This is a genomic window from Ferroacidibacillus organovorans, assembly GCF_001516615.1.
Classification (GTDB): domain Bacteria; phylum Bacillota; class Bacilli; order Alicyclobacillales; family SLC66; genus Ferroacidibacillus; species Ferroacidibacillus ferrooxidans_B.
On sequence record NZ_LPVJ01000052.1, the window covers coordinates 45208 to 63500 of the forward strand.

At 49.4% G+C, this 18293-nt stretch carries 17 protein-coding genes and 3 riboswitches; of the genes, 5 read left to right on the forward strand and 12 right to left on the reverse strand.

Features of this window, described 5'->3' with window-relative positions:
- Positions 1-200: 200 nt before the first annotated feature.
- From ATW55_RS11410 to sdaAA, 6 genes are all read right to left on the reverse strand, one after another.
- Complete coding sequence (locus ATW55_RS11410; RefSeq protein WP_067717548.1) at positions 201-1490, reverse strand: hypothetical protein; 1290 nt, start codon at positions 1488-1490, stop codon at positions 201-203.
- A gap of 215 nt (positions 1491-1705) precedes the next feature.
- Complete coding sequence (locus ATW55_RS11415; protein WP_067717551.1) at positions 1706-2803, reverse strand: YncE family protein; 1098 nt, start codon at positions 2801-2803, stop codon at positions 1706-1708.
- 105 nt (positions 2804-2908) lie between these two features.
- Positions 2909-3763 carry a M48 family metalloprotease gene (locus ATW55_RS11420; protein WP_067717555.1) on the reverse strand — a complete coding sequence of 285 codons (855 nt, stop codon included), beginning with the start codon at positions 3761-3763 and terminating at the stop codon, positions 2909-2911.
- Positions 3760-4152, reverse strand: coding sequence for a BlaI/MecI/CopY family transcriptional regulator (locus ATW55_RS11425; protein ID WP_336433223.1), 393 nt, complete (start codon positions 4150-4152; stop codon positions 3760-3762). Before ATW55_RS11425 ends, ATW55_RS11420 begins: the two co-directional genes overlap by 4 nt.
- Before the next feature lie 44 nt (positions 4153-4196).
- Positions 4197-4943: an L-serine ammonia-lyase, iron-sulfur-dependent subunit beta gene (sdaAB, locus tag ATW55_RS11430; RefSeq protein ID WP_153005136.1), complete on the reverse strand. Its 747-nt coding sequence runs from the start codon at positions 4941-4943 to the stop codon at positions 4197-4199.
- Entirely contained in the window at positions 4876-5766 is an 891-nt protein-coding gene (gene sdaAA / locus ATW55_RS11435) for an L-serine ammonia-lyase, iron-sulfur-dependent, subunit alpha (protein ID WP_067717563.1), read from the reverse strand. The genes sdaAB and sdaAA overlap by 68 nt, the downstream gene beginning before the upstream one ends.
- Before the next feature lie 177 nt (positions 5767-5943).
- Positions 5944-6045, reverse strand: a riboswitch (glycine riboswitch).
- Positions 6046-6268: 223 nt separating this feature from the next.
- Between sdaAA and ATW55_RS11440 the strand changes: the two genes are divergently transcribed.
- The 3 genes from ATW55_RS11440 to ATW55_RS11450 all read left to right on the forward strand — a co-directional run bounded on the left by ATW55_RS11440 (position 6269) and on the right by ATW55_RS11450 (position 10342).
- Positions 6269-7789 (forward strand): MDR family MFS transporter, encoded by a 1521-nt coding sequence (locus ATW55_RS11440; RefSeq protein WP_067717566.1) that lies wholly within the window; start codon positions 6269-6271, stop codon positions 7787-7789.
- Between the two features lie 123 nt (positions 7790-7912).
- A riboswitch (cyclic di-GMP riboswitch) is annotated at positions 7913-7999 on the forward strand.
- A gap of 80 nt (positions 8000-8079) precedes the next feature.
- The gene (locus tag ATW55_RS11445) at positions 8080-9924 is read left to right on the forward strand and encodes a FapA family protein (protein WP_067717568.1); all 1845 of its coding nucleotides are present in this window, start codon (positions 8080-8082) and stop codon (positions 9922-9924) included.
- Complete coding sequence (locus tag ATW55_RS11450; protein ID WP_067717570.1) at positions 9917-10342, forward strand: response regulator; 426 nt, start codon at positions 9917-9919, stop codon at positions 10340-10342. Before ATW55_RS11445 ends, ATW55_RS11450 begins: the two co-directional genes overlap by 8 nt.
- A 9-nt stretch (positions 10343-10351) precedes the next feature.
- On the opposite strand, the gene ATW55_RS11455 is transcribed toward ATW55_RS11450, so the two are convergent.
- The 3 genes from ATW55_RS11455 to ATW55_RS11465 form a co-directional block, all read right to left on the reverse strand.
- Complete coding sequence (locus ATW55_RS11455; RefSeq protein ID WP_067717572.1) at positions 10352-11839, reverse strand: HD domain-containing phosphohydrolase; 1488 nt, start codon at positions 11837-11839, stop codon at positions 10352-10354.
- Between the two features lie 4 nt (positions 11840-11843).
- Positions 11844-12515 carry a sensor histidine kinase gene (locus ATW55_RS11460; protein ID WP_067717575.1) on the reverse strand — a complete coding sequence of 224 codons (672 nt, stop codon included), beginning with the start codon at positions 12513-12515 and terminating at the stop codon, positions 11844-11846.
- A gap of 66 nt (positions 12516-12581) precedes the next feature.
- Positions 12582-12794: a hypothetical protein gene (locus tag ATW55_RS11465; protein ID WP_067717578.1), complete on the reverse strand. Its 213-nt coding sequence runs from the start codon at positions 12792-12794 to the stop codon at positions 12582-12584.
- A gap of 28 nt (positions 12795-12822) precedes the next feature.
- Positions 12823-12915: riboswitch (cyclic di-GMP riboswitch) on the reverse strand.
- Positions 12916-13052: 137 nt separating this feature from the next.
- Here ATW55_RS11465 and ATW55_RS11470 point away from each other — a divergent pair.
- Both ATW55_RS11470 and ATW55_RS11475 read left to right on the forward strand, forming a co-directional pair.
- Positions 13053-14003 carry a CorA family divalent cation transporter gene (locus tag ATW55_RS11470; RefSeq protein WP_067717581.1) on the forward strand — a complete coding sequence of 317 codons (951 nt, stop codon included), beginning with the start codon at positions 13053-13055 and terminating at the stop codon, positions 14001-14003.
- Between the two features lie 54 nt (positions 14004-14057).
- Entirely contained in the window at positions 14058-14420 is a 363-nt protein-coding gene (locus tag ATW55_RS11475) for a hypothetical protein (RefSeq protein WP_067717584.1), read from the forward strand.
- 85 nt (positions 14421-14505) lie between these two features.
- Here ATW55_RS11475 and ATW55_RS11480 read toward each other — a convergent pair whose 3' ends face one another.
- From ATW55_RS11480 to ATW55_RS11490, 3 genes are read right to left on the reverse strand one after another with little or no spacing between them, the layout of a single operon-like run.
- Positions 14506-15015: a (2Fe-2S)-binding protein gene (locus ATW55_RS11480; protein WP_423742966.1), complete on the reverse strand. Its 510-nt coding sequence runs from the start codon at positions 15013-15015 to the stop codon at positions 14506-14508.
- Positions 15015-15851: an FAD binding domain-containing protein gene (locus tag ATW55_RS11485; protein WP_067717587.1), complete on the reverse strand. Its 837-nt coding sequence runs from the start codon at positions 15849-15851 to the stop codon at positions 15015-15017. Before ATW55_RS11485 ends, ATW55_RS11480 begins: the two co-directional genes overlap by 1 nt.
- Complete coding sequence (locus ATW55_RS11490) at positions 15848-18193, reverse strand: xanthine dehydrogenase family protein molybdopterin-binding subunit (protein ID WP_067717646.1); 2346 nt, start codon at positions 18191-18193, stop codon at positions 15848-15850. The genes ATW55_RS11485 and ATW55_RS11490 overlap by 4 nt, the downstream gene beginning before the upstream one ends.
- Positions 18194-18293: the final 100 nt, after the last annotated feature.

Below are 18293 nucleotides of genomic sequence, written 5' to 3' on the forward strand. Positions count from 1 at the left end.
CGCCCCTACGGCAACCCCGCCCACGATCACAACTTTGTTTCGAGATGAACCACCCATCACTGATCGCCCCCGTATACCCATAGCGGTATTTATGTTTGAATTGCTTTAACCATAGATCGCTTTGGGTGGCTGCGTCAGACCCGAATGGATCAGTTTTAAATCGCCTTTTACTAGTCCAAATGAGGGGTGAAATAGACGCTCTATGCGCGGGGTTTGCGTTTGATGCTCCACTGTAGCGCAAAGAGGAAAAACCCAGCCATCGCACTGCTCCCCCCGATAGCCAGTGCATACCGAAAAAGGCCTGCATGTTCAGATTCTGCTCCAACCATCCCGATGATCAGGAGTACTGCACCCACTGTCGACAAGAGCACCTGGAATGATGCCATGCGCGCAAACGCTGGAAATCGATGCAGGAGCAAAGGGAAAAACACGTAGCCGACGCCATAGACAAGCGTCGTGATCCATCCGAGAAATAAGAGGTGAATCGCCGGCAAGGAGAGCGGACGCAAGCCCAGCGTCTGGCATGTGCCAAGAATGAAGGCAAATGCCCACGCGATTGTCCACGCAAGTTTCACGGGTGGTTGCGTCTGTCTCAGCGCAGAGGGGATGCGTCTTAGATACAGCAGCGCAATCACGGCAAAAGACAGTCCAATCACCCGCGTTCCAAGTTGCTGCAGCCAAAAAGCAGGCGGAAGGATGCCCGCAAGAAGGATGCCGATGAACCAAATGGATTGCGCGAGATGGGCGATTTTTGACGGAACTGCGACAGACGGACGATAGCGGGGTAGAAGGTGCAAAGAGACGGCCAATACCGTTCCGGCAATCCAGCCATCAAAGAGAAGGATGCGAATGCGCTTGGAGGATAGCCAAGGGTCTCCACCGTGAAGAATGCCATCCATCGTGGCAAAGAGTGTCGCAACAATCAGGACGATCAGTGCAAGGCTCGTTCCTCGCTTTGCAACACGATCGGTGTCGCGAACCTCACCTTTTTCCAAATTGAAATAAAACCCAGTAAAAGGGGGTGCGTCGTCAAGCTCGGAGACGTGCACAGGAGTTTCCGGCGAGATTGCCTCAGGAGGCAGCAATTTGCGTGATCTTCTGGATGAGACAACAGCGCTCATCACTGCAATCAAAAAGAGGATCCCTGCGGAAGTTTGGCAAACCCACCCCCAATGAATCCATAATGGACGCTGCGCCAGATATCCAAAGATGATCAATAATACCCCCGCTTCAGCCACAACAAAATGGATCCACGGCAAGCCTTTCCAAGGCACGCGAAGAGATGCAAAGAGTTGTAGCACTGCATAGGTCATTCCGTAGATGAGAAAGGTAAGCCAACCAAAGGGGTTAAGTTCCGCGTGATAAGGGGAAATGCTGTCCCACCATGTGACGTTGCTCGCCATCAAGGCTCCAAGTGTCGTCCCAATAAGAAAGTGTACAAGCGCCGCACTAAGGAAAACGCGGGAAACGGGTTCGATTCGTATGCGCATGGGGATCCTCCAGTGTGTTGTTCATCAATATGTGCACGGATACACAAAACAGCATCCTAAAAATTCCGTCTCAAGTATCTCACATTTTCCAAAACAGACTTGTGCTAATCGTCACACCAAAAAGACTGCGTCTTGATATCGACGCAGTCTTCTCGGGAAATTCAACCATTCAATTTACAAGTGCTCATTCGTAGTGGTCTGAAATCGTCCTTTCTTTAATGAAGAACAACCCAGCGATTGGATACAAGCCGCGGGAATGTCGCTGCGAGCTTGTCATTTTTCAGAGAGATCGCGACAGTCTCTTTCATGTTTTCAACCGTCGCGTACGCATACTGCCCGGAAGGATCGATCGCAATGCCGCTCAATTTAGCCATAGGAAGTGTCGGAATCTTCCTGTCAAACGTATTTTTGACTGCGTTAAAAGCTAAAATGTTTCCGCTAAAAGAGGCCGCGTATACGTGATTCCCGCGCGGACCTACGGCCAATTGCATGTATCCACCTGTCGCCTTCATCATCTTCTGCATGCTTCCCATATCCTGCATGCTAAATCCGCCACCTTCAGATTGATGGATGACGTCGACGATGTGATTTGTCTTTGTATTGACAACGGTCATATTGCCGTTATTCCAATTTGCAAGCCAAAGCGTGTGTTTCTGCGGATCATATGCTGTATCCTCAATCATCCCCACTGGAAGGGTGCCCATCATCTTCCCGTTTTTCAAATCAATGATCACTGTGTTTTTAGCGGAATTTCCTGATAGATAGGCAACACGCCCCACGACTGAAAGCGCGTTGCCTCCCACGCCCAACTGCCATACCTGTTTTAGTGAAGGAAGCGCAAAGGCAGTGACAGATTTTCCTCCCGTAAGAATGAGCAAATGTTCAACGTTTGAAAAATCAGCGATCCGCGCACCCACAGGGCTAGAAAAATGGGAAATGACACGATGTGTTTGAGTATCAATCAAATAAGTCTTTCCTTGTAGCGTCGGCACATACGCGGTATGATCCACAACTGCGAGTTGAAATGCATTCGCATTCTTTAAAAACGGCACTGAGATCATCTTTGAAGTCTTGACTTGTTCAAACAGTACCATCCCGTTCCCGTTGCCTGACGGCGGACTTGCCGCAGCCCCCAATAAAACATCTGAATTTTGAATTGTTTTTCTTATGGGGGATGTCATCGTATTTGATTTCTCTTGCTTCATGCCATTTGCCGTCTTCATTGAGTGTGCAGATGCGACGGCATACCCACCGAGTGAAACACCCATCAACAAACTCGTCGCAAAAATACTCGTCAATCTCTGCTTACCCACCAAACATTCTCCTCTCAACCATGCACAGCCAGATATACTACATAACGTAGTATATCTGGCTGTGCATGTCAAGTAATGATCCGGTCTACATGATTTCCCGTTTCATTAGCGACACCAAATCAAAATACCCTCACCTAACGTTAAAAGAATGGCAATCAATGTAGAAAGCAACCGATTGCGAAGTGAAGTGTCCCACCACCGGGGCAATCGTCCCGACTCCATAAAATTAAGCCGAGCTTGCATTGCCCCTGCCAAGCTGACCTGCGGCTCATGAGTCACTGCCGATTGGGCTACCGCTAACAACGCTGTCATAAGGGGAACCTCGTCGCCTTCGCAAGCGGAAATAGAAAATTGATCCGCCAAGAGTTCGCGACGTATCAAATAGCGTTTATAAAGCAACGAGACTACAAGTGGATGAAGAGCCGCTGAGAGCGCTTGCAGGAAGGATTGCTGAAATGTATCCCCAGCTATAACGTGAGCCAATTCATGATAGAGCACAGCTCTTTGCGCTGATGCATCAAGCGTCTCCCATAATCCCTGTGAAACAGCAACCTTTGGGTGTTTAATACCCCACGTGAATGCGTAGCGTTCATGTGTGTTGTACAATAGATACCACTGTATGTTTCCTGCGTATTCAATCGAATGATCAAGTTGAAGCGGTGCGAGAGACGAGGTCACCGCCGCAAGAAACCTTTTTCTATATTCCAATTGACGAAAAATATTGGCTAAAAGGCGAAACCAAAATGCAAGAATGAGAAATAAAAGTATCGCAACGAGTGCATAAAGCCAGATCGGTATCTTGACAGAATGATTCATGGAACTCATCCACACAAGATGGCGCAAGCTACTGTAGAGCGCAAATAAAAGACCAGCTTGAACCAGGACAGCAATACCTGCCGCTGTCAACGAGTATGCGTACATGTGAAAAATACGATCACGAATCGCGGAAAATCGTATCATTCTTCTTTCCTCATTTTACGACGCTCTGCGAGCAAGCGCTCCAGTTGTTGAATCGAATCTGGCAAAAGTTCATCCATCGTGTCAAGAAAATGGGCAAGCCCAAGCTCCCCTGATTGAGAAAGCAGATCAGAAGCCGCCTTAGACGCTCGCGCCTTAATCACCTCATCTGTCGGTTGCGCTTCATAGCGATAGTGACGGCGAGTGCCACTGCGCGTCAAGAGCTTCTGCTCAACCAATCGATTCAGTACAGTCTGCACGGCAGTCAAGGATATATCCCTCTCTAGACGAAGAGTGGAACAGACGTCCATCGCTGTGCAGGGACCTTTTTCCCTTACAATCCAAAGCACCTGTTGACGCAGGGCTCCCTTTTCCATCTTTAATCGCCCCATTTACTACACATTGTAGAAATAAAGCCATAGTGTGTCAACATGGCTTAACTCCCTTGAACCACACGAATGTCTTTTAATTGCGGAACCTTTGAATGAAGAATCTCTGGCAGATCATTCTGGATCTCTTCGTCGACCTCACAAACCGTGATGGCATAACCTCCCCGACGCCAACGTTCAAGACTCAAACGGGCGATATTATAACCTTCTGCATCTAAGGCATTCGACACCTTTGCGAGAAATCCGCGCTGGTCGGCGTGATGGAGAATCAGCGTATTTTTTTCACCCGAAAAGCGAATCGGAAGCCCGAAAAGCTCCTGCACCTCAACCTTGCCGCCGCCAAGGGAGCTCGCGATCAAGTCAATCTTACGCTGGTCCCCGTGCAACAAGATGCCCACCGTATTCGGATGAAAAAATCCCAAATGTTCCTTTTTGAACGCATAACTCAACCCTGCTTCAACCGCGCGCTGGTCGGCTTCAGACACAGCAGGATGATCCGTCGGATAACCCATAACACCCGCCAGCAATGCCAAGTCTGTTCCGTGTCCTTGGTATGTCTCGTAAAAGGAACCCATCAGTCGAAACTCTACGATACGCGGAGTTTCGCCCAGAATTTCTCTCGCCAAATTGCCAATGCGCACAGCTCCTGCCGTATGTGAACTGGACGGCCCCACCATGACGGGACCGATCATCTCAAAGGCGCTCTGATATTTCATGTCTAATCCGTCACTCCATTCCCTGTGGTTTGCCAAAAACTCGCTCACGAAGCGCTCTGCCTGTCGGCGTTGCCGCAAGCCCTCCCAACCCAGTCTCCCTCAGCGATTCAGGGAGCGCATTGCCAATCATATACATTGCCTGAATCACCTCATCTGCCGGAATGACGCTTTTAACGCCGGCAAGCGCCATGTCTGCGGCAGCGATAGCGGTTACAGCGTGAAGCCCATTGCGGATAATGCACGGAATTTCAACCAAGCCCCCGACAGGATCACACACCAGCCCCAGGGAATTCTTTAGCGCCAAGCCAACTGCGTGCCCGACTTGCTCAGGAGTGCCTCCGCCAAGTTCAACAAGCGCGCCTGCCGTCATCGCGGTGGCTGAACCAATCTCCGCTTGGCAGCCGCCTGCCGCGCCCGAGATGGACGCGGAATTGGCGATGACAAGTCCAAGCGCCGCCGCCGTGAATAATGCGCGAACAAGTTCATCCCTGGAAAACCGCCCCGAATCAAGCAGTGAAATAAAGACCCCAGGCAAGATCCCGGCCGACCCCGCAGTCGGAGTCGCCACAATTCGACCCATTCCGGCGTTCACTTCGTTGACCGAAAGGGCAAACGACATCGCCTGAAGGGTTTGCGGCGCTAAAAAACTGCATCCCTTCTTCAAATACTCCCCCACACGATGTGCGTCTCCACCCGTTAATCCGGTGCGCGAATAGACAGGCGTTTCCACCCCCTTGCGCGCCGCTTCCTCCATGACAGAGAACTGCCGATTCATGCGCTCCAGGATCTCTTTCTCCGTGTGTAAAGACTGCTCTATTTCAACTTCCAGCATAAGATCTGCGATTGACATTTGTTTCTCGTCAGCGATTCGAATGAGTTCATGTAAATGTGTGAACGACACGCGTCCATCACTCCCGTCTATGGATATACGAACAGAAAAATATAAAGACAGAGGCAAGCAGGAACAAACCCTAACTTGCCTCTGTCTTTGAACCTGAAAGATCCGAAAAGAAGCTCCGGTGAAACCGGTCATCCTTTCGTTGCCTCGTCGGTAGCCGCAAGGGCTTTTCCAGAGTCGCATCCTTCGACACTATTTAACCTGAGAGTTTCTGTGTTCGCTTAGGCGGCGCGCACATTGCCCCATCGGTGGTAATTCCGTACACTCTCGCGTCGAAGTCATCTGCCTCGTATCCAATTGTTACCCTGCATCTTCACTATAGTCGCGCATCATGTTTTTTTCAATGGAAATGCATCCATCGGCCCACTGCGTTGTTTCTCCACCAATTCACTTGACTAAATATAGTATCTATTATATTGTAAAAACAATGTATGCGGGCGCACCGTGAGACACACGGCCAAACGTCCGCGTCTCACGGCGCCCCTGAAAAAGGGGGAGAACCAACGTGACAAACGACCGCGAACACCACAGGAATACCACGTCCAGGATTTGGGTCATGGTCACCGTCATGTTGGCCATGATGTTGGCTGCGCTTGATATGACCATCGTCGGAACCGCCATGCCAAGCATTATCAATGACTTGCATGGACTTGCAACATACAGCTGGGTTTTTTCTGCCTACCTGCTCACGTCGACCGTCCCCGTTCCGATCTTTTCAAAATTAGCCGATATGTACGGCCGCAAACGCCTGTTTCTCATCGGTGCAGGCATTTTCACGATCGGTTCACTCTTGTGCGGGACCGCTATAAACATGCCCCAATTGATTGCCTATCGAGCCATTCAGGGCCTTGGCGCGGCAGGGGTTCTCCCGATTGCCTTGACTATTATCGGGGATGTTTTTACTTTAGAACAGCGCGCACGTATCCAAGGATTCTTTTCAGCTGTCTGGGGAATCTCGGCAGTCATCGGGCCACTGCTTGGAGCGATTATCGTTGAGTATACGAATTGGCGGCTCGTGTTTTACTTGAACGTGCCTATCGGTATTCTCGTCATGATCGTATTGGCACTCTCGTTCAAAGAGCGTCTAAACGTTACAAAACATCGACTTGACTGGCAGGGAACAATCCTGCTTTCTTCAGGTGTAACCCTCCTTCTGCTCGCGCTTGTGCAGGATTCGAATCACCTGCTCTCGCCATCTGCAATTGCCTTGTTTACGCTGACACTCATCTTACTCGTTACCTTTGCATGGTGGGAGCGCCGCGCTGCAGAACCCGTGCTGCCAGGGATCTTGTTTCAACAGCGCATGCTTCTCGTCGCAAACGGTGTAAACCTGTTCGCCGGTGCCGTGATGTTTGGTTTAATCTCGTACTTACCACTCTTCGTACAAGGTGTTGAAGGCGGATCACCCACACTCGCAGGCCGCGCGATCACACCGATGCTCATTGGTTGGCCGCTCGCGGCGCTCGTTGCCGGCCCCCTTCTCTTGCGCGTCGGATTCAGGATCATCGGGATCGCAGGCGGGATTTTGATCGCCGTCGGATCAGCGGTTCTTGCCGCTGCCTTGAACAGCGGTCAAGTCACGGTGGACAGCGCCCTCTTTCTGATCGGTGTCGGCATGGGCCTTTCACTGACAGGATTGCTCATCGCGGCGCAAAATGCCGTACCGTGGAATGTGCGAGGTGCAGTCACAGGCTCAAGTCAATTCTTTCGCACTATTGGCGGTTCCATTGGCGTGGCACTCATGGGCGCAATTTTAAACGCTCAATTGACCACTCGCGCGATCTCAACGCATGCGACAACAAACCCGTCGCTCATCACGGAATCCCTGCTCTCTGCAAATGTGCGCACCGTTTTGCCGAGTCCTGTGTTGACAGCGTATGTGAACGTACTCGACGGATCACTGCACGATGTGTTTATCGCCGGATTCATTTTTTCACTCGCAGTCGCTGCACTGGTTCTGATCATTCCAAGTCAGCGCACAGCATCGAGTTCTCAATCACAAAGCGTCAGTCAGGTTTCATCCTGACCCATTTTTGACGCCCGACCTTCATCGCCTTGCAAGGCCGGTGAAGGTCGGGCGATTATTGATTGCGATAGCCGCTTGTGTTTGTCCACCATTTTGCGTACTATAAACTTATGAATCATGATATCTTCATATTGGCAAACCTATCGAAAGATAGGGACGCAAAGCTACGGGTCTAAGGGTTGAGAAACCTATGATCGCCGGGTTGCTGCCAGTTCACTGAGCATACCCGTCGTCCCTATCCATTAAATAGGGATTTATTTGTCATGATTAACGGGAGCGGGTGAATCGGCATGCTAAAAACTTTTCTCAAATACCTCCAGTCCGATCACAAAAAAAATGAAAACCGTACTGTACAAAATGCTGTGACATACTCCTTTCCCATCGTCTCACCCCCAACCACGCCACAAATAAAAAAAGAACCGCTTTTTTTATCCATTGACGGTTACGCATATATAGAAAATAACGAACTTGTCGTCGTCGATCCTAAAAATTACGGATTTTACGCAACCGTTGTCGTTCCGGACGATCCGCGTTTGGATTTTTTGATTGACGGGAAAAAAGTCACTGGCGAAGTGGTAGTCAGTGAACTCTGCCAAATTCGTGCAGTCACACGCGATAGAGAACCGTCAATCGAATTATGTACGAGGGTTTCTGATGATAAGCTATCCGTCTCCGCCATCATTCAGATTGAACACGGAAGCAAGGTTTTATTATCCAATAGCCAACCCGCTTTGCAAACTGTACTCGTGCTGGAAGAGCATGAAGAATCTTTGGAGATGGCACCCATTTCTCCCCATGCAATTCTAACCATGCTCAGAGAGCAAAATTACCAAGGAGAGATCGATTACGCTGCCATCCATCGCTTATGTGAACGTTCATCCTCAGGCGAGGAAGTTGTCCTAAGGGGTCTCGCGCCACAGCAAGGAGAACCAAGCCGCTTCCATCAGATCCATCTCCCCATCGAAATGGATTTTGAATTGCGACGATCTCACCCTTCCCGCGTTACCGCAGGCACAATCATCGCAGAACAGCACTTGGGCGTGGAAGGAACCCCCGGCCGCGATGTGTTTGGTCATGAGATTAAAGCCATGCAGATCATCTCACCCCTCACGTTTGGACAGGGCGTCATCCAAGTCAATACGCATATCGTCGCGGCAAAAAACGGAAGAACCGTCTTCACAAGACAGCGAATTGACGTCGTTCCTGAATGCATTGTCGAACATGATGTCACCTCGAAAGATGGAAAGATCATTTTTGACGGAAATATCCTGATAAAGGGGTCTGTACTTGATGGCGCATCGATCCATGCGACCGAATCTGTTTTTGTATACGGAGATGTTTTTCACTCTACAATCTATGCCGGACAAGATGTCATCGTGGCGAAAACCGTCCATAACTCTAAGATTTGGGCAGGACATTTAAAAACGTTCTACACCGATCTGCTTCCATTGCTTGAGCGCATATTGTCAGGTCTTGAACAGTTAAAGGAAGAGTATTTGTTGATTAAAGCGCATGTGCTAAGACGTTATAACGCACAGTCCGTCTTGCCGAAAATCTCAGCCACACTACTCGAAAAAAGACACAAGAATTTACTTGATGATCTTGTCTGTTTTGCAAAAGAGTATCAAAACCATCTCGCGGTTGATCGCGAATATCACGCTTTGTCTGAACTGTTATGCGAAAAATGGAAAAATATACAAAATGAACCGCTTCTAGAAGAAGACATTCGGAACCTTCTATCGAAAATGAGTGACTACCATAGTCAAGTTGAAAATCTTGCTTCAGGCAAGTCGGTTCTCCGCGTCTCGAATGCCATTTCTTCTTATTTACACTCCAGCGGAAATATCTTCATCACGGATAAAGGATGTTTTTCAAGTAACCTAGAGAGTCAAAAAGCGATTGCCATACGCGGAAGCTTACGTGGTGGATTTGCGACAGCACATCATTTTGTATCGATTGGAGAGTTGGGGAGTTCCTACGGAATCGAGAGCAGTGTTCGCGTCACACGTTCATCAGGTGTGATTAAAATTGCATTGCGCCATCCCAATACGCTTGTTGAATTATGCGGCAAACGTGATCGCTGTTACTCGGAAGAGCCTAATTTTTGTTTAAGGGGCGAGCAAAATAATGATTAGGATTTTATTAGTCGACGATTATCCCGAAACACTCGAAGCGCTCACTCAATTGTACGAACTCCATGAAAATGTAAAAGTTGGAGGATACGCCCTGAACGGAACGGAACTCATGAAAATTCTTGCACAAGAAACATTTGATATCATCTCGATCGACATTCAATTAGGCAAAGAAAATGGTCTAAAGCTTTGTGAGTCGATCCACCGAAACGATCCTGACGCATTTATTCTCATGTGCTCTCTGGAAGCGAGCGAGGCTACCCAAAAAGATGCCGCTCGCGCAGGTGCATCCTATTTTTTAGCAAAACCCATCACATCCACCTCAGTCCGAGACGCGATCAAAGCCTATACGGACGCAAAAATGAGACGCACCATTCCCGAATCAAGCGATCATTGGATTGACAACTTTTTAATCAAGTGAAAATTCTCTTTAACTATTTGTGGCTAACGCATTGATTGTGAATAGTCCTGAAAATTCACGCGCGATGGTTTCATCATACCACGTACCACATTGGCTCATGATTTCATGAAGACACTCCGCGTGTGTCTTATGATCGATCGCGACACCGTATGTATACGCATCGATAATCCTCAAAACTTTTGCCAAAAAACAAATCTCATTCGCCTGTTTGCCTTGAGGAAATCCAGTCCCATCGAGATGCTCATGATGATCCGTGATGATCTCGATGACGGGCGCTTCCAATTGGATCGCTTGTGCCATGCTTGCACTCAGCCACGGATGGCGTTTGTATTGCTCGTATGCCTGAACCGATCGATCAGGACATAGTACCAACTCATGCTCCAATGCGGTCAATCCATAATCCGCCAATCGCGCGGCAAGAATGAGATTTTCCTTTTCAGTATTTGACAAACCCAATGGATCAGCAAGCAATTTCACGTAGTGAACGCGAACATCGAGCAGTGCAGATATTTTTTTATCAATGAGCTCTTGGGAGTTTATGGCATCAAGGGTTATAAGAAAAAAGCGGATCTCATGAAATGAAATCCCGCTTAAATTTGTTTCAGGGGGCGTCTTCATACAGCCTTTTGTCCGTTCTGTCCATTCCGACACGACCGCATCAATGTCCTGCCATTGTCTCCACATTCCCAATTGCCCAAAAAACAATTGTGCTTTCTCGTTAAGACGGATGGCCAAATCCACTTCATGGAATTGCATGGAGATTTGCGCTAACCACTGACACAAGCGCGCAATTTCTTCTTTATCATAATTGATGATCCTGGACCATACGAGTCGGAGAGCTGCTTCAGCATTTTGCATGCCTTCAAGAATACGCCCCCGCAAAAGGTTCAATCTCCCCATTTCAGAGATAATGTCCAAATGCTGGTCATCCGACAATGCCAATGCTCGATTGAGATAGTCTTCTGCCTGTTCAAACGTTCCATTTTCTAAATGAGCCAAACCCAGATTATTATAAAGGTCGACAAGGTAACTGCCGGAGTTGATGACAAGTGAAAAAGACTCTAGACTTTTGTAGGCGCTTATGATCGATTGATCATAAAATCCGTGTATCCCCTGAACCGCAGACAGGTTCAGATACAAAAGACCACGTGTCTCTGCTGATACTTCATTTTCAAACTCAAGCAGCAGGTTGAGATAGCGATAACTTGTATCAAACTCCGAAAGCCGACGGTAGGCAACTGCGAGATGAACATTATACTTAACCCACGTATCTTTATTGCGAGTACAGGAAATTGCCATTAAAAAAAGCGCAACCGCCCGTTTATAATCTGTTAAATAAACAGACAATTTACCTTGTTCGTCATAAAACGCTGCCCTTTTTTCATCGTCTTGTTCATCTGCCTGATCTTCTAAATCGCGCAACTCATCAAACGCTGCGTGATAGAGGCCATTGAAGATTAACGCTCTGGCTCGGTCTAGACGTTCATCCCAATCCACATTCTCACTCCTGATACACAGGTACTTGAATGACAAATGTGCTCCCGTGTCCCTCATGGGAATCAATCCCCAATGACCCACCTAAATAAGCGGCCCGCTCTTTCATTCCTATAATCCCGTAATGGCCAGGAGGTGTATAGCTCGCATCAAATCCGACTCCATCATCTTTGATCACAACCAACAGATCAATCGCTTTTTTAGAGAAAAAAACTTCTATTGTTTTCGCATGTGCATGTTTTTTCGCATTATTAAGGATCTCCTTGATGAGACGATAAATGGCGACCTGTTTTGCAGGCGCAATCCCATTTGACAACAAATTTTCCTCTATCGCAATGTGAATGGGTATACCCCAATTTTTCTCCGAATGTTTACAAAACTCTTTTACTGCCTCAAACAACCCTATTTCATCGATGGCAATCGGGCGCAGATCATAGATGAGATGGCGCATTTCATTCACAATGGCGCCCACTCGTTTATGTAACTGATGAATCTGGACTTTGGCCATTTCTGGGTGACTATCGATCATTTGTTCAATCACATCAAGCTTCATACTGATATTTGTAAGAACTTGTGCAGGTCCGTCGTGTAAATCTCGTGCAATTCTGCGGCGCTCTTCTTCAAGAATTCGTATCCCGTGGTCCATCTGATCATAAACGGGAAGCGTTGGTTTATCCATCGAAGATCATCTCTATCCATGAAAAATAGGAGGGAATTGAGATCCCCTCCTTCGAGCCTTTTATAATTATAGAGCTGTTCTCCAACCATCATGTGTCAACTTGCTGTTTGTTCCCGTCGCAGAGCGATGCGATTGCCCCTGGATACTGCCGGCATTCGAACCCATCGCCGTCGGTTTACCACTACGCCCACTGGAATGAAGGACATTTGCAAATGCAGGAGCCACATTGAAAACAACAGCGACAGCAATCGTAGATAACGATAAGACAATTTTATTCATGACAATCATCCCCTCTTATCGGTTGGGTTCCGGCAACTCGGCCACCATAACACGCGACTTCCCGTGCAGTAGGTCCGTAGCTTTGCGTCTCGATCTTTCGAAAGGTTTGCCCGGTTAGCAAAACTATGGCACATTCACGGTGTGAAGTCAATAAAATGATACACAAAAAGCCCCGCCGCGCGAATGGCAAACCTCAAAATGAGGGCATACTACAACAAATCGTATAGATCCAGCAAACCAAATCATTGAGGTAATCTTGTGATCCAAACACTCTTGATCTCATCCGATCAATCAAGCCGCATCGTTCATCACACAGCATCGCCGAATGCTGACGAGTGGGGGTGGCTACTCGCATCGGCGTGCACAAGCGACGAGTGGACTGCGCTTTGCGCTACGTATCCATTGCAACATGAAGAGATCAAAAAACTGACAACGTCCTGCGAAACAGGGATTCGTTTTACGGTGAGCAATGATCATATCTCCTTTATTGTGACCTACCCCCATCCGCCGGTTGAACAGTCTGCAAAACCGCAGTTTTTCCAACTGCTTGTTGTTCTTCACGAGAAGTGGATACTCGTCATTGGCGAACAACCCATGCCAAAGGTTGAGTCTTTGTTTCATGAGATGCAACTCCAAACCTACGATCACAAGCATTTGACATCCCACGCGCTCTCCCATCTTTACCAGCATGTCATAAGTGCCTACGCTGCACTCGTCGAACCGATCGTAGCGCATGCAGAAGATGTGACAGACCATCTCAATCATCGCGGAGAGCTCTTTGGACAGATTCGCATTTTGCGCCATCAGGCACGATGTGTCCTTTTGCCGCTTCGCGCACAGGCGCGGATCTCGCAGCTTCTGAATGGCGCAGATCTCCCTTTTTTAAGTGGATTGCACAAAATCTACTTTCTCGACGCGGCAGACCAAATGCATGGCTTGGCGGACCAACTGGCGGCTGTCCGTGACAATCTCCTCGAATCCGTCGAAGGGTACACCTCCATCCAATCAAACCACATGAACAAAGTCATGAAGACCCTCACCATCGTGTCGACCATTTTTTTGCCAGCGACACTTATCGCAAGCATTTACGGAATGAATTTTCACATCCCGGAGTACGGGTGGAAGTACGGCTACGCCTACTCATTGACACTCATGAGCGCCATCGCGCTCATCTCCCTGATGATCATGCGCAAAAAAGGATGGTTTTAGAGCGCCGGGAGACACTGACAAGAGAACATCCACTGTAAAAAGGAGATCGGGTCTATGTCCACGAAAAATTCATCTTCAAATCAATCAGTGCACAAAGATGATAAAAAAGCCGTTCATTTTCAAGCACAACAACAGTTGCAATTTGAACAGCAGAAACTGCAAATCTCCACCACGTTGGAACAAGCGCTTCAGGACATCCAGCAAGCTACCCAATCGGAGAATACTCAGCAATTGCCAGAAATCCAAAAAAGCTTGCAGATGGCCGCACTACAAACGCAGCAATTGCAACCACCGAACACGCCGCAGCCACAGATTCAGCAGCAGCTCGAACAGGTTCAACAACAGATCACTCAAGCCGCGCAAACGTTAAAGATGATCCAGGATCTTTCTGCGCATCACGACAGCTTTATGAAATAGGTCACCAGATCATCCGTTTGAAAAAGGAGGCGCTCCTCGCAGACACCTCGTTCTTCAAACAAAGACATTTTATTCACTGGATTCCTCACTGAGCCGACTTTTGATCTCCGCCTTGCATCGCCTGCGCCGAATGTCGAAGCACTGCATATACGGCATCTTTGATTTCCTGATATCCTGTACAGCGACAGAGATTAGGCTGTAACCACTCTTTGATCTGTTCATCTGCAGGTTCCTTGCACTGTGTGACGAGCGCATGGCACACAACGACAAACCCTGGTGTGCAGTACCCGCATTGAATCGCCCAGTTGTCAATGAATGCCTGGCGGATCGGGGAATCGACAAGCCCTTCCGCTGTCGTTACGGAGTGTTCCACCGCCTCCACGCCAAGTGTCAGACACGCATGCACCGGCACTCCGTCGAGCAAAACGGTGCAGGCGCCGCAATCACCGTTTTCACACCCCGGCTTGGCGCCTGTCAGCCCGAGATCCCGAAGCGCGTGCAGCAATGTGTCTGACGACCGCAATGCGACCTCGCGGAATTGGCCATTGACATGAAGCTCAAATACACCTGGACGCAATCCACATCGCACGTTCACTAAGCCCACCCCATTCGCTCAAGAATCTCTTCCAGCGCCAATTGGAGCACAAACTTGCGGTAATCTGCAGAACCCTCCAGATCATGAAGCACCGCATGGGGAAACTGCTCGATTACCTGCGTCACCCGCTCACGCAGCGGCTGAGTGCGATTGCTCACGAGATCTTCCAACTGCTCATCCCGAAAAGGAAACGCGCAAACCCCACTGAACGCCATCCTGATGCTGTCTGTGTCCTCAAGTGCCAAAACAGTGACAAGCGGATAATTTACGCTTGACTGTTTCGTCTTTTTTAAATGTGCAAAAGCGTTTGCTACAAATGACCGCGGAACGAGAAATTGTGTGATAAATTCGCAAGGTTCAAGGTTCAGCGCATGATGAAAAACATCTGTAAAAGGCAACAAACGCGCTCCCTGCGGCCCAAAAAGCTTGACTCTGCTGTCACACAGAAGAAAAGGCAGCGCCATTTCGCGATACATCAGTTGCCTGCTCCCCACGTTTCCCCCCACCGTTATCTTGTTGCGCGCCGTGCGATCCGCAATCGCGCGCGCCGTTTCCCCACACAGTGGAAAAATGTCCGAATCTGCCAACTGGTTGAGCGTGACGGCAGCACCGATGATAATCTCTTCACCATCCACTCCAAGAACGTGACACTCCGGAACATCCTTGATATCGATGATCGCATCTGCAGCTATTTTTCCCATGCGTGAAAAGGTGATGATTTCCGTGCCCCCGCCATAGTAAAGCGCGTGCTGCCCTTGTGCCGCTGCATGTTCATGCAGCGCGACGGCCTCCGACGCAGTAGTGGGACGAGAATAGACAAAGTCAAACGCGATCACTCTCGCCCTCTCCTCGCTCTCCAAATAGCCTCCGGTGTTAAAGGCAGATGGTTCAGATCCACGCCAACCGCCACAGAAAGACTGTTGGCAAGCGCCGCAGGCATCCCGATGACACCGTATTCGCCAATGCCACGCGCGCCAAATGGACCATCGATGCATGGCGTTTGAACAAAATCGACCATGTACTCGTCCGGCTGCTCACCAAATCGCAACACCTTGTACGTGCGCAATTGCGGGTTTTGCACTCGTCCCATCGCGTCAAACTGCAATGTCTCACAACTGGCGTAACTGAGTCCCATAAACATCCCGCCGCGCATTTGCTGTGTCGCCGTCCCCACATTAATGATCGTACCCCCGTCGAGCACGGTCACGGCTTTTAAAATGCGATACTGACCATCGCGCGGATTCCACGCCACTTCAACACCTTGTACCCCCACGGACCACCAGGGACCAGGCTTTCCAAATCCAGTTTTCTCATCCATCCCCGTGAGGTGTTTTTGAATGTATTTGCCGCGTCCAATCACCTGCCCCATCACGGCGTGGCCACTCGGGTATTTATAACCAAGCGCAATCTCCCCATACTCAACATAGAAGGAGGGATTATCCTTTACAAACACCTTTCCATCGCCATAATCCAAATCCTCCTCCGCACATTGAAGGACGATCGCGGCCGTTCTTTTGAGTTGACGGATCGCATCGTCTGCCGCCTGAATCACCGCGCGCCCCGCAAGGAATGTGCCTGTGCTCGCCACAGTGCGCCACTCGTGAGGGTTGTACGCGGTGTCCACTTCAATCGTGACGCGAATCTTATGGAGATCCATCCGCAGTTTTTCTGCGAGAATCTGCGTGAGCGCCGTCTTTGTCCCTTGCCCAAATTCAACGGTCGCGACGTTTAGATTGACACTGCCGTCTGCGTCAAACGTCAGAATCGCGCCAGCCTGTCCATTGGGTGGCGTCGTCGAGGTTTTCCAAAAACACGCCACCCCCTTCGCGCGGATCGTTCCGTCCGGCATTTCAACACGTTGTCCTTGATCCCACTGCAAAAGCTCCTGCGCGCGCGCAAGACACGCTTTCACATCACCGATGTTACTCTTTGTCAATACGACCTGCGTTGGCGTGCTGTCCCCCGGTTTGAGCAGATTCTTTGCGCGCAATTCGAGAGGATCCATACCCAGTTTTCGCGCAAGCACGTCCATCGTGCGATCCATTGCAAACGTCAATTCAGGATGGCCGTAGCCGCGAAACGACGTGCCATACGGATGATTGGTATAGAGGCAGTACGAATCGCACCAAACGTTTGCGATATCGTAGGGACCCGTGCAGTCAATCGCCGCCGCGCGCGTGATTCCAGCCGCTTGGTCGGAATACGCCCCGCCGTCAAAATAAAAGGTGATCTTTGCCGCGCGAAGTCGCCCATTTCCATCCGTGCCGAGTTTCACGGTCGCCTGCAATCCCACGCGGCCAGGTGCCGTGCAGATATCCTCTTCCCGTTCGTACGCGAGACTGACCAACCTGCCGCGCACCGCCTGTGACGCGAGATAGGCAAGCGGTTCGAGTTGAATCGTGCCTTTGCCGCCAAATGCCCCACCTAACATAGCCGCGTGCACGATGACCTTCCCAACGTCGATGTTAAAAAACTGATTGAACACTTTTTTGATGCTAAACGGCGACTGCGTGGTAGAGTGCACAATGACTTGGCCGTTTTGCAATATCTGCACGCGCGCACAGCGCGGTTCGAGCGCCGCGTGATCTGATACATTGAAAGAATAGGTCTGTTCAACCACACACGTGCACGTATTCCAAGCATTCTCTACATCCCCTTTGCGAATCTTGATGTGATTTGCAATGTGCGTTCCTGGAACGGGATGGACACTTTCGACGATTTTTGTGTATTGACCTGACTGCTCATGAATCGTACCTTTTAGCTTTTGAAACGCGTCATAAGGTGAATTCACAACGGGGAGTGAATCATACGAAACACGTACTCGTTCGCTGGCCTGTTTGGCCTGATGCTCTTTGTCTGCAACGACAATGGCAATAGGTTCCCCAAAATACCTCACCTTGCCGACGGCCAGAGGCGGACGATCCGCAAGAATAGGCCCGATATGATACGGAAAGACATCGCCCGTGACAATCGCGCGAACGCCCGGCACCTTCCAAGCTTCTGTTGTATCGACGCTTTTCAAAACGGCATGTGCATAGGTGCTTGTCACCAATTTCGCGTGAAGCATCCCTTTTGGAGCGACATCATTGGTGTATTTGTACTCAGCCGACGCCTTGTCCCAAACGTCGACCCTTGGCACCGGTTGCCCAATCAAGCTCGTGTTCGATGAACCAGCCATGACATCCTCCACAAGGATCCCCCTTTTTCACTGCCATGGATCACTGAGAGTATGCACATCCTGAGCCACATCATGCGAAATTTATCCATGATTAGGCGAT

Excerpts from the sequence above, each read along its gene's own strand:
- ATW55_RS11460 (WP_067717575.1), bottom strand. The coding sequence starts at position 12,515 with ATGGATAAACCAACGCTTCCCGTTTATGATCAGATGGACCACGGGATA.
- ATW55_RS11465 (WP_067717578.1), bottom strand. The coding sequence starts at position 12,794 with ATGAATAAAATTGTCTTATCGTTATCTACGATTGCTGTCGCTGTTGTT.
- ATW55_RS11425 (WP_336433223.1), bottom strand. The coding sequence starts at position 4,152 with ATGGGGCGATTAAAGATGGAAAAGGGAGCCCTGCGTCAACAGGTGCTT.
- ATW55_RS11410 (WP_067717548.1), bottom strand. The coding sequence starts at position 1,490 with ATGCGCATACGAATCGAACCCGTTTCCCGCGTTTTCCTTAGTGCGGCG.
- ATW55_RS11420 (WP_067717555.1), bottom strand. The coding sequence starts at position 3,763 with ATGATACGATTTTCCGCGATTCGTGATCGTATTTTTCACATGTACGCA.
- ATW55_RS11450 (WP_067717570.1), top strand. The coding sequence starts at position 9,917 with ATGATTAGGATTTTATTAGTCGACGATTATCCCGAAACACTCGAAGCG.
- ATW55_RS11445 (WP_067717568.1), top strand. The coding sequence starts at position 8,080 with ATGCTAAAAACTTTTCTCAAATACCTCCAGTCCGATCACAAAAAAAAT.
- ATW55_RS11490 (WP_067717646.1), bottom strand. The coding sequence starts at position 18,193 with ATGGCTGGTTCATCGAACACGAGCTTGATTGGGCAACCGGTGCCAAGG.
- ATW55_RS11475 (WP_067717584.1), top strand. The coding sequence starts at position 14,058 with ATGTCCACGAAAAATTCATCTTCAAATCAATCAGTGCACAAAGATGAT.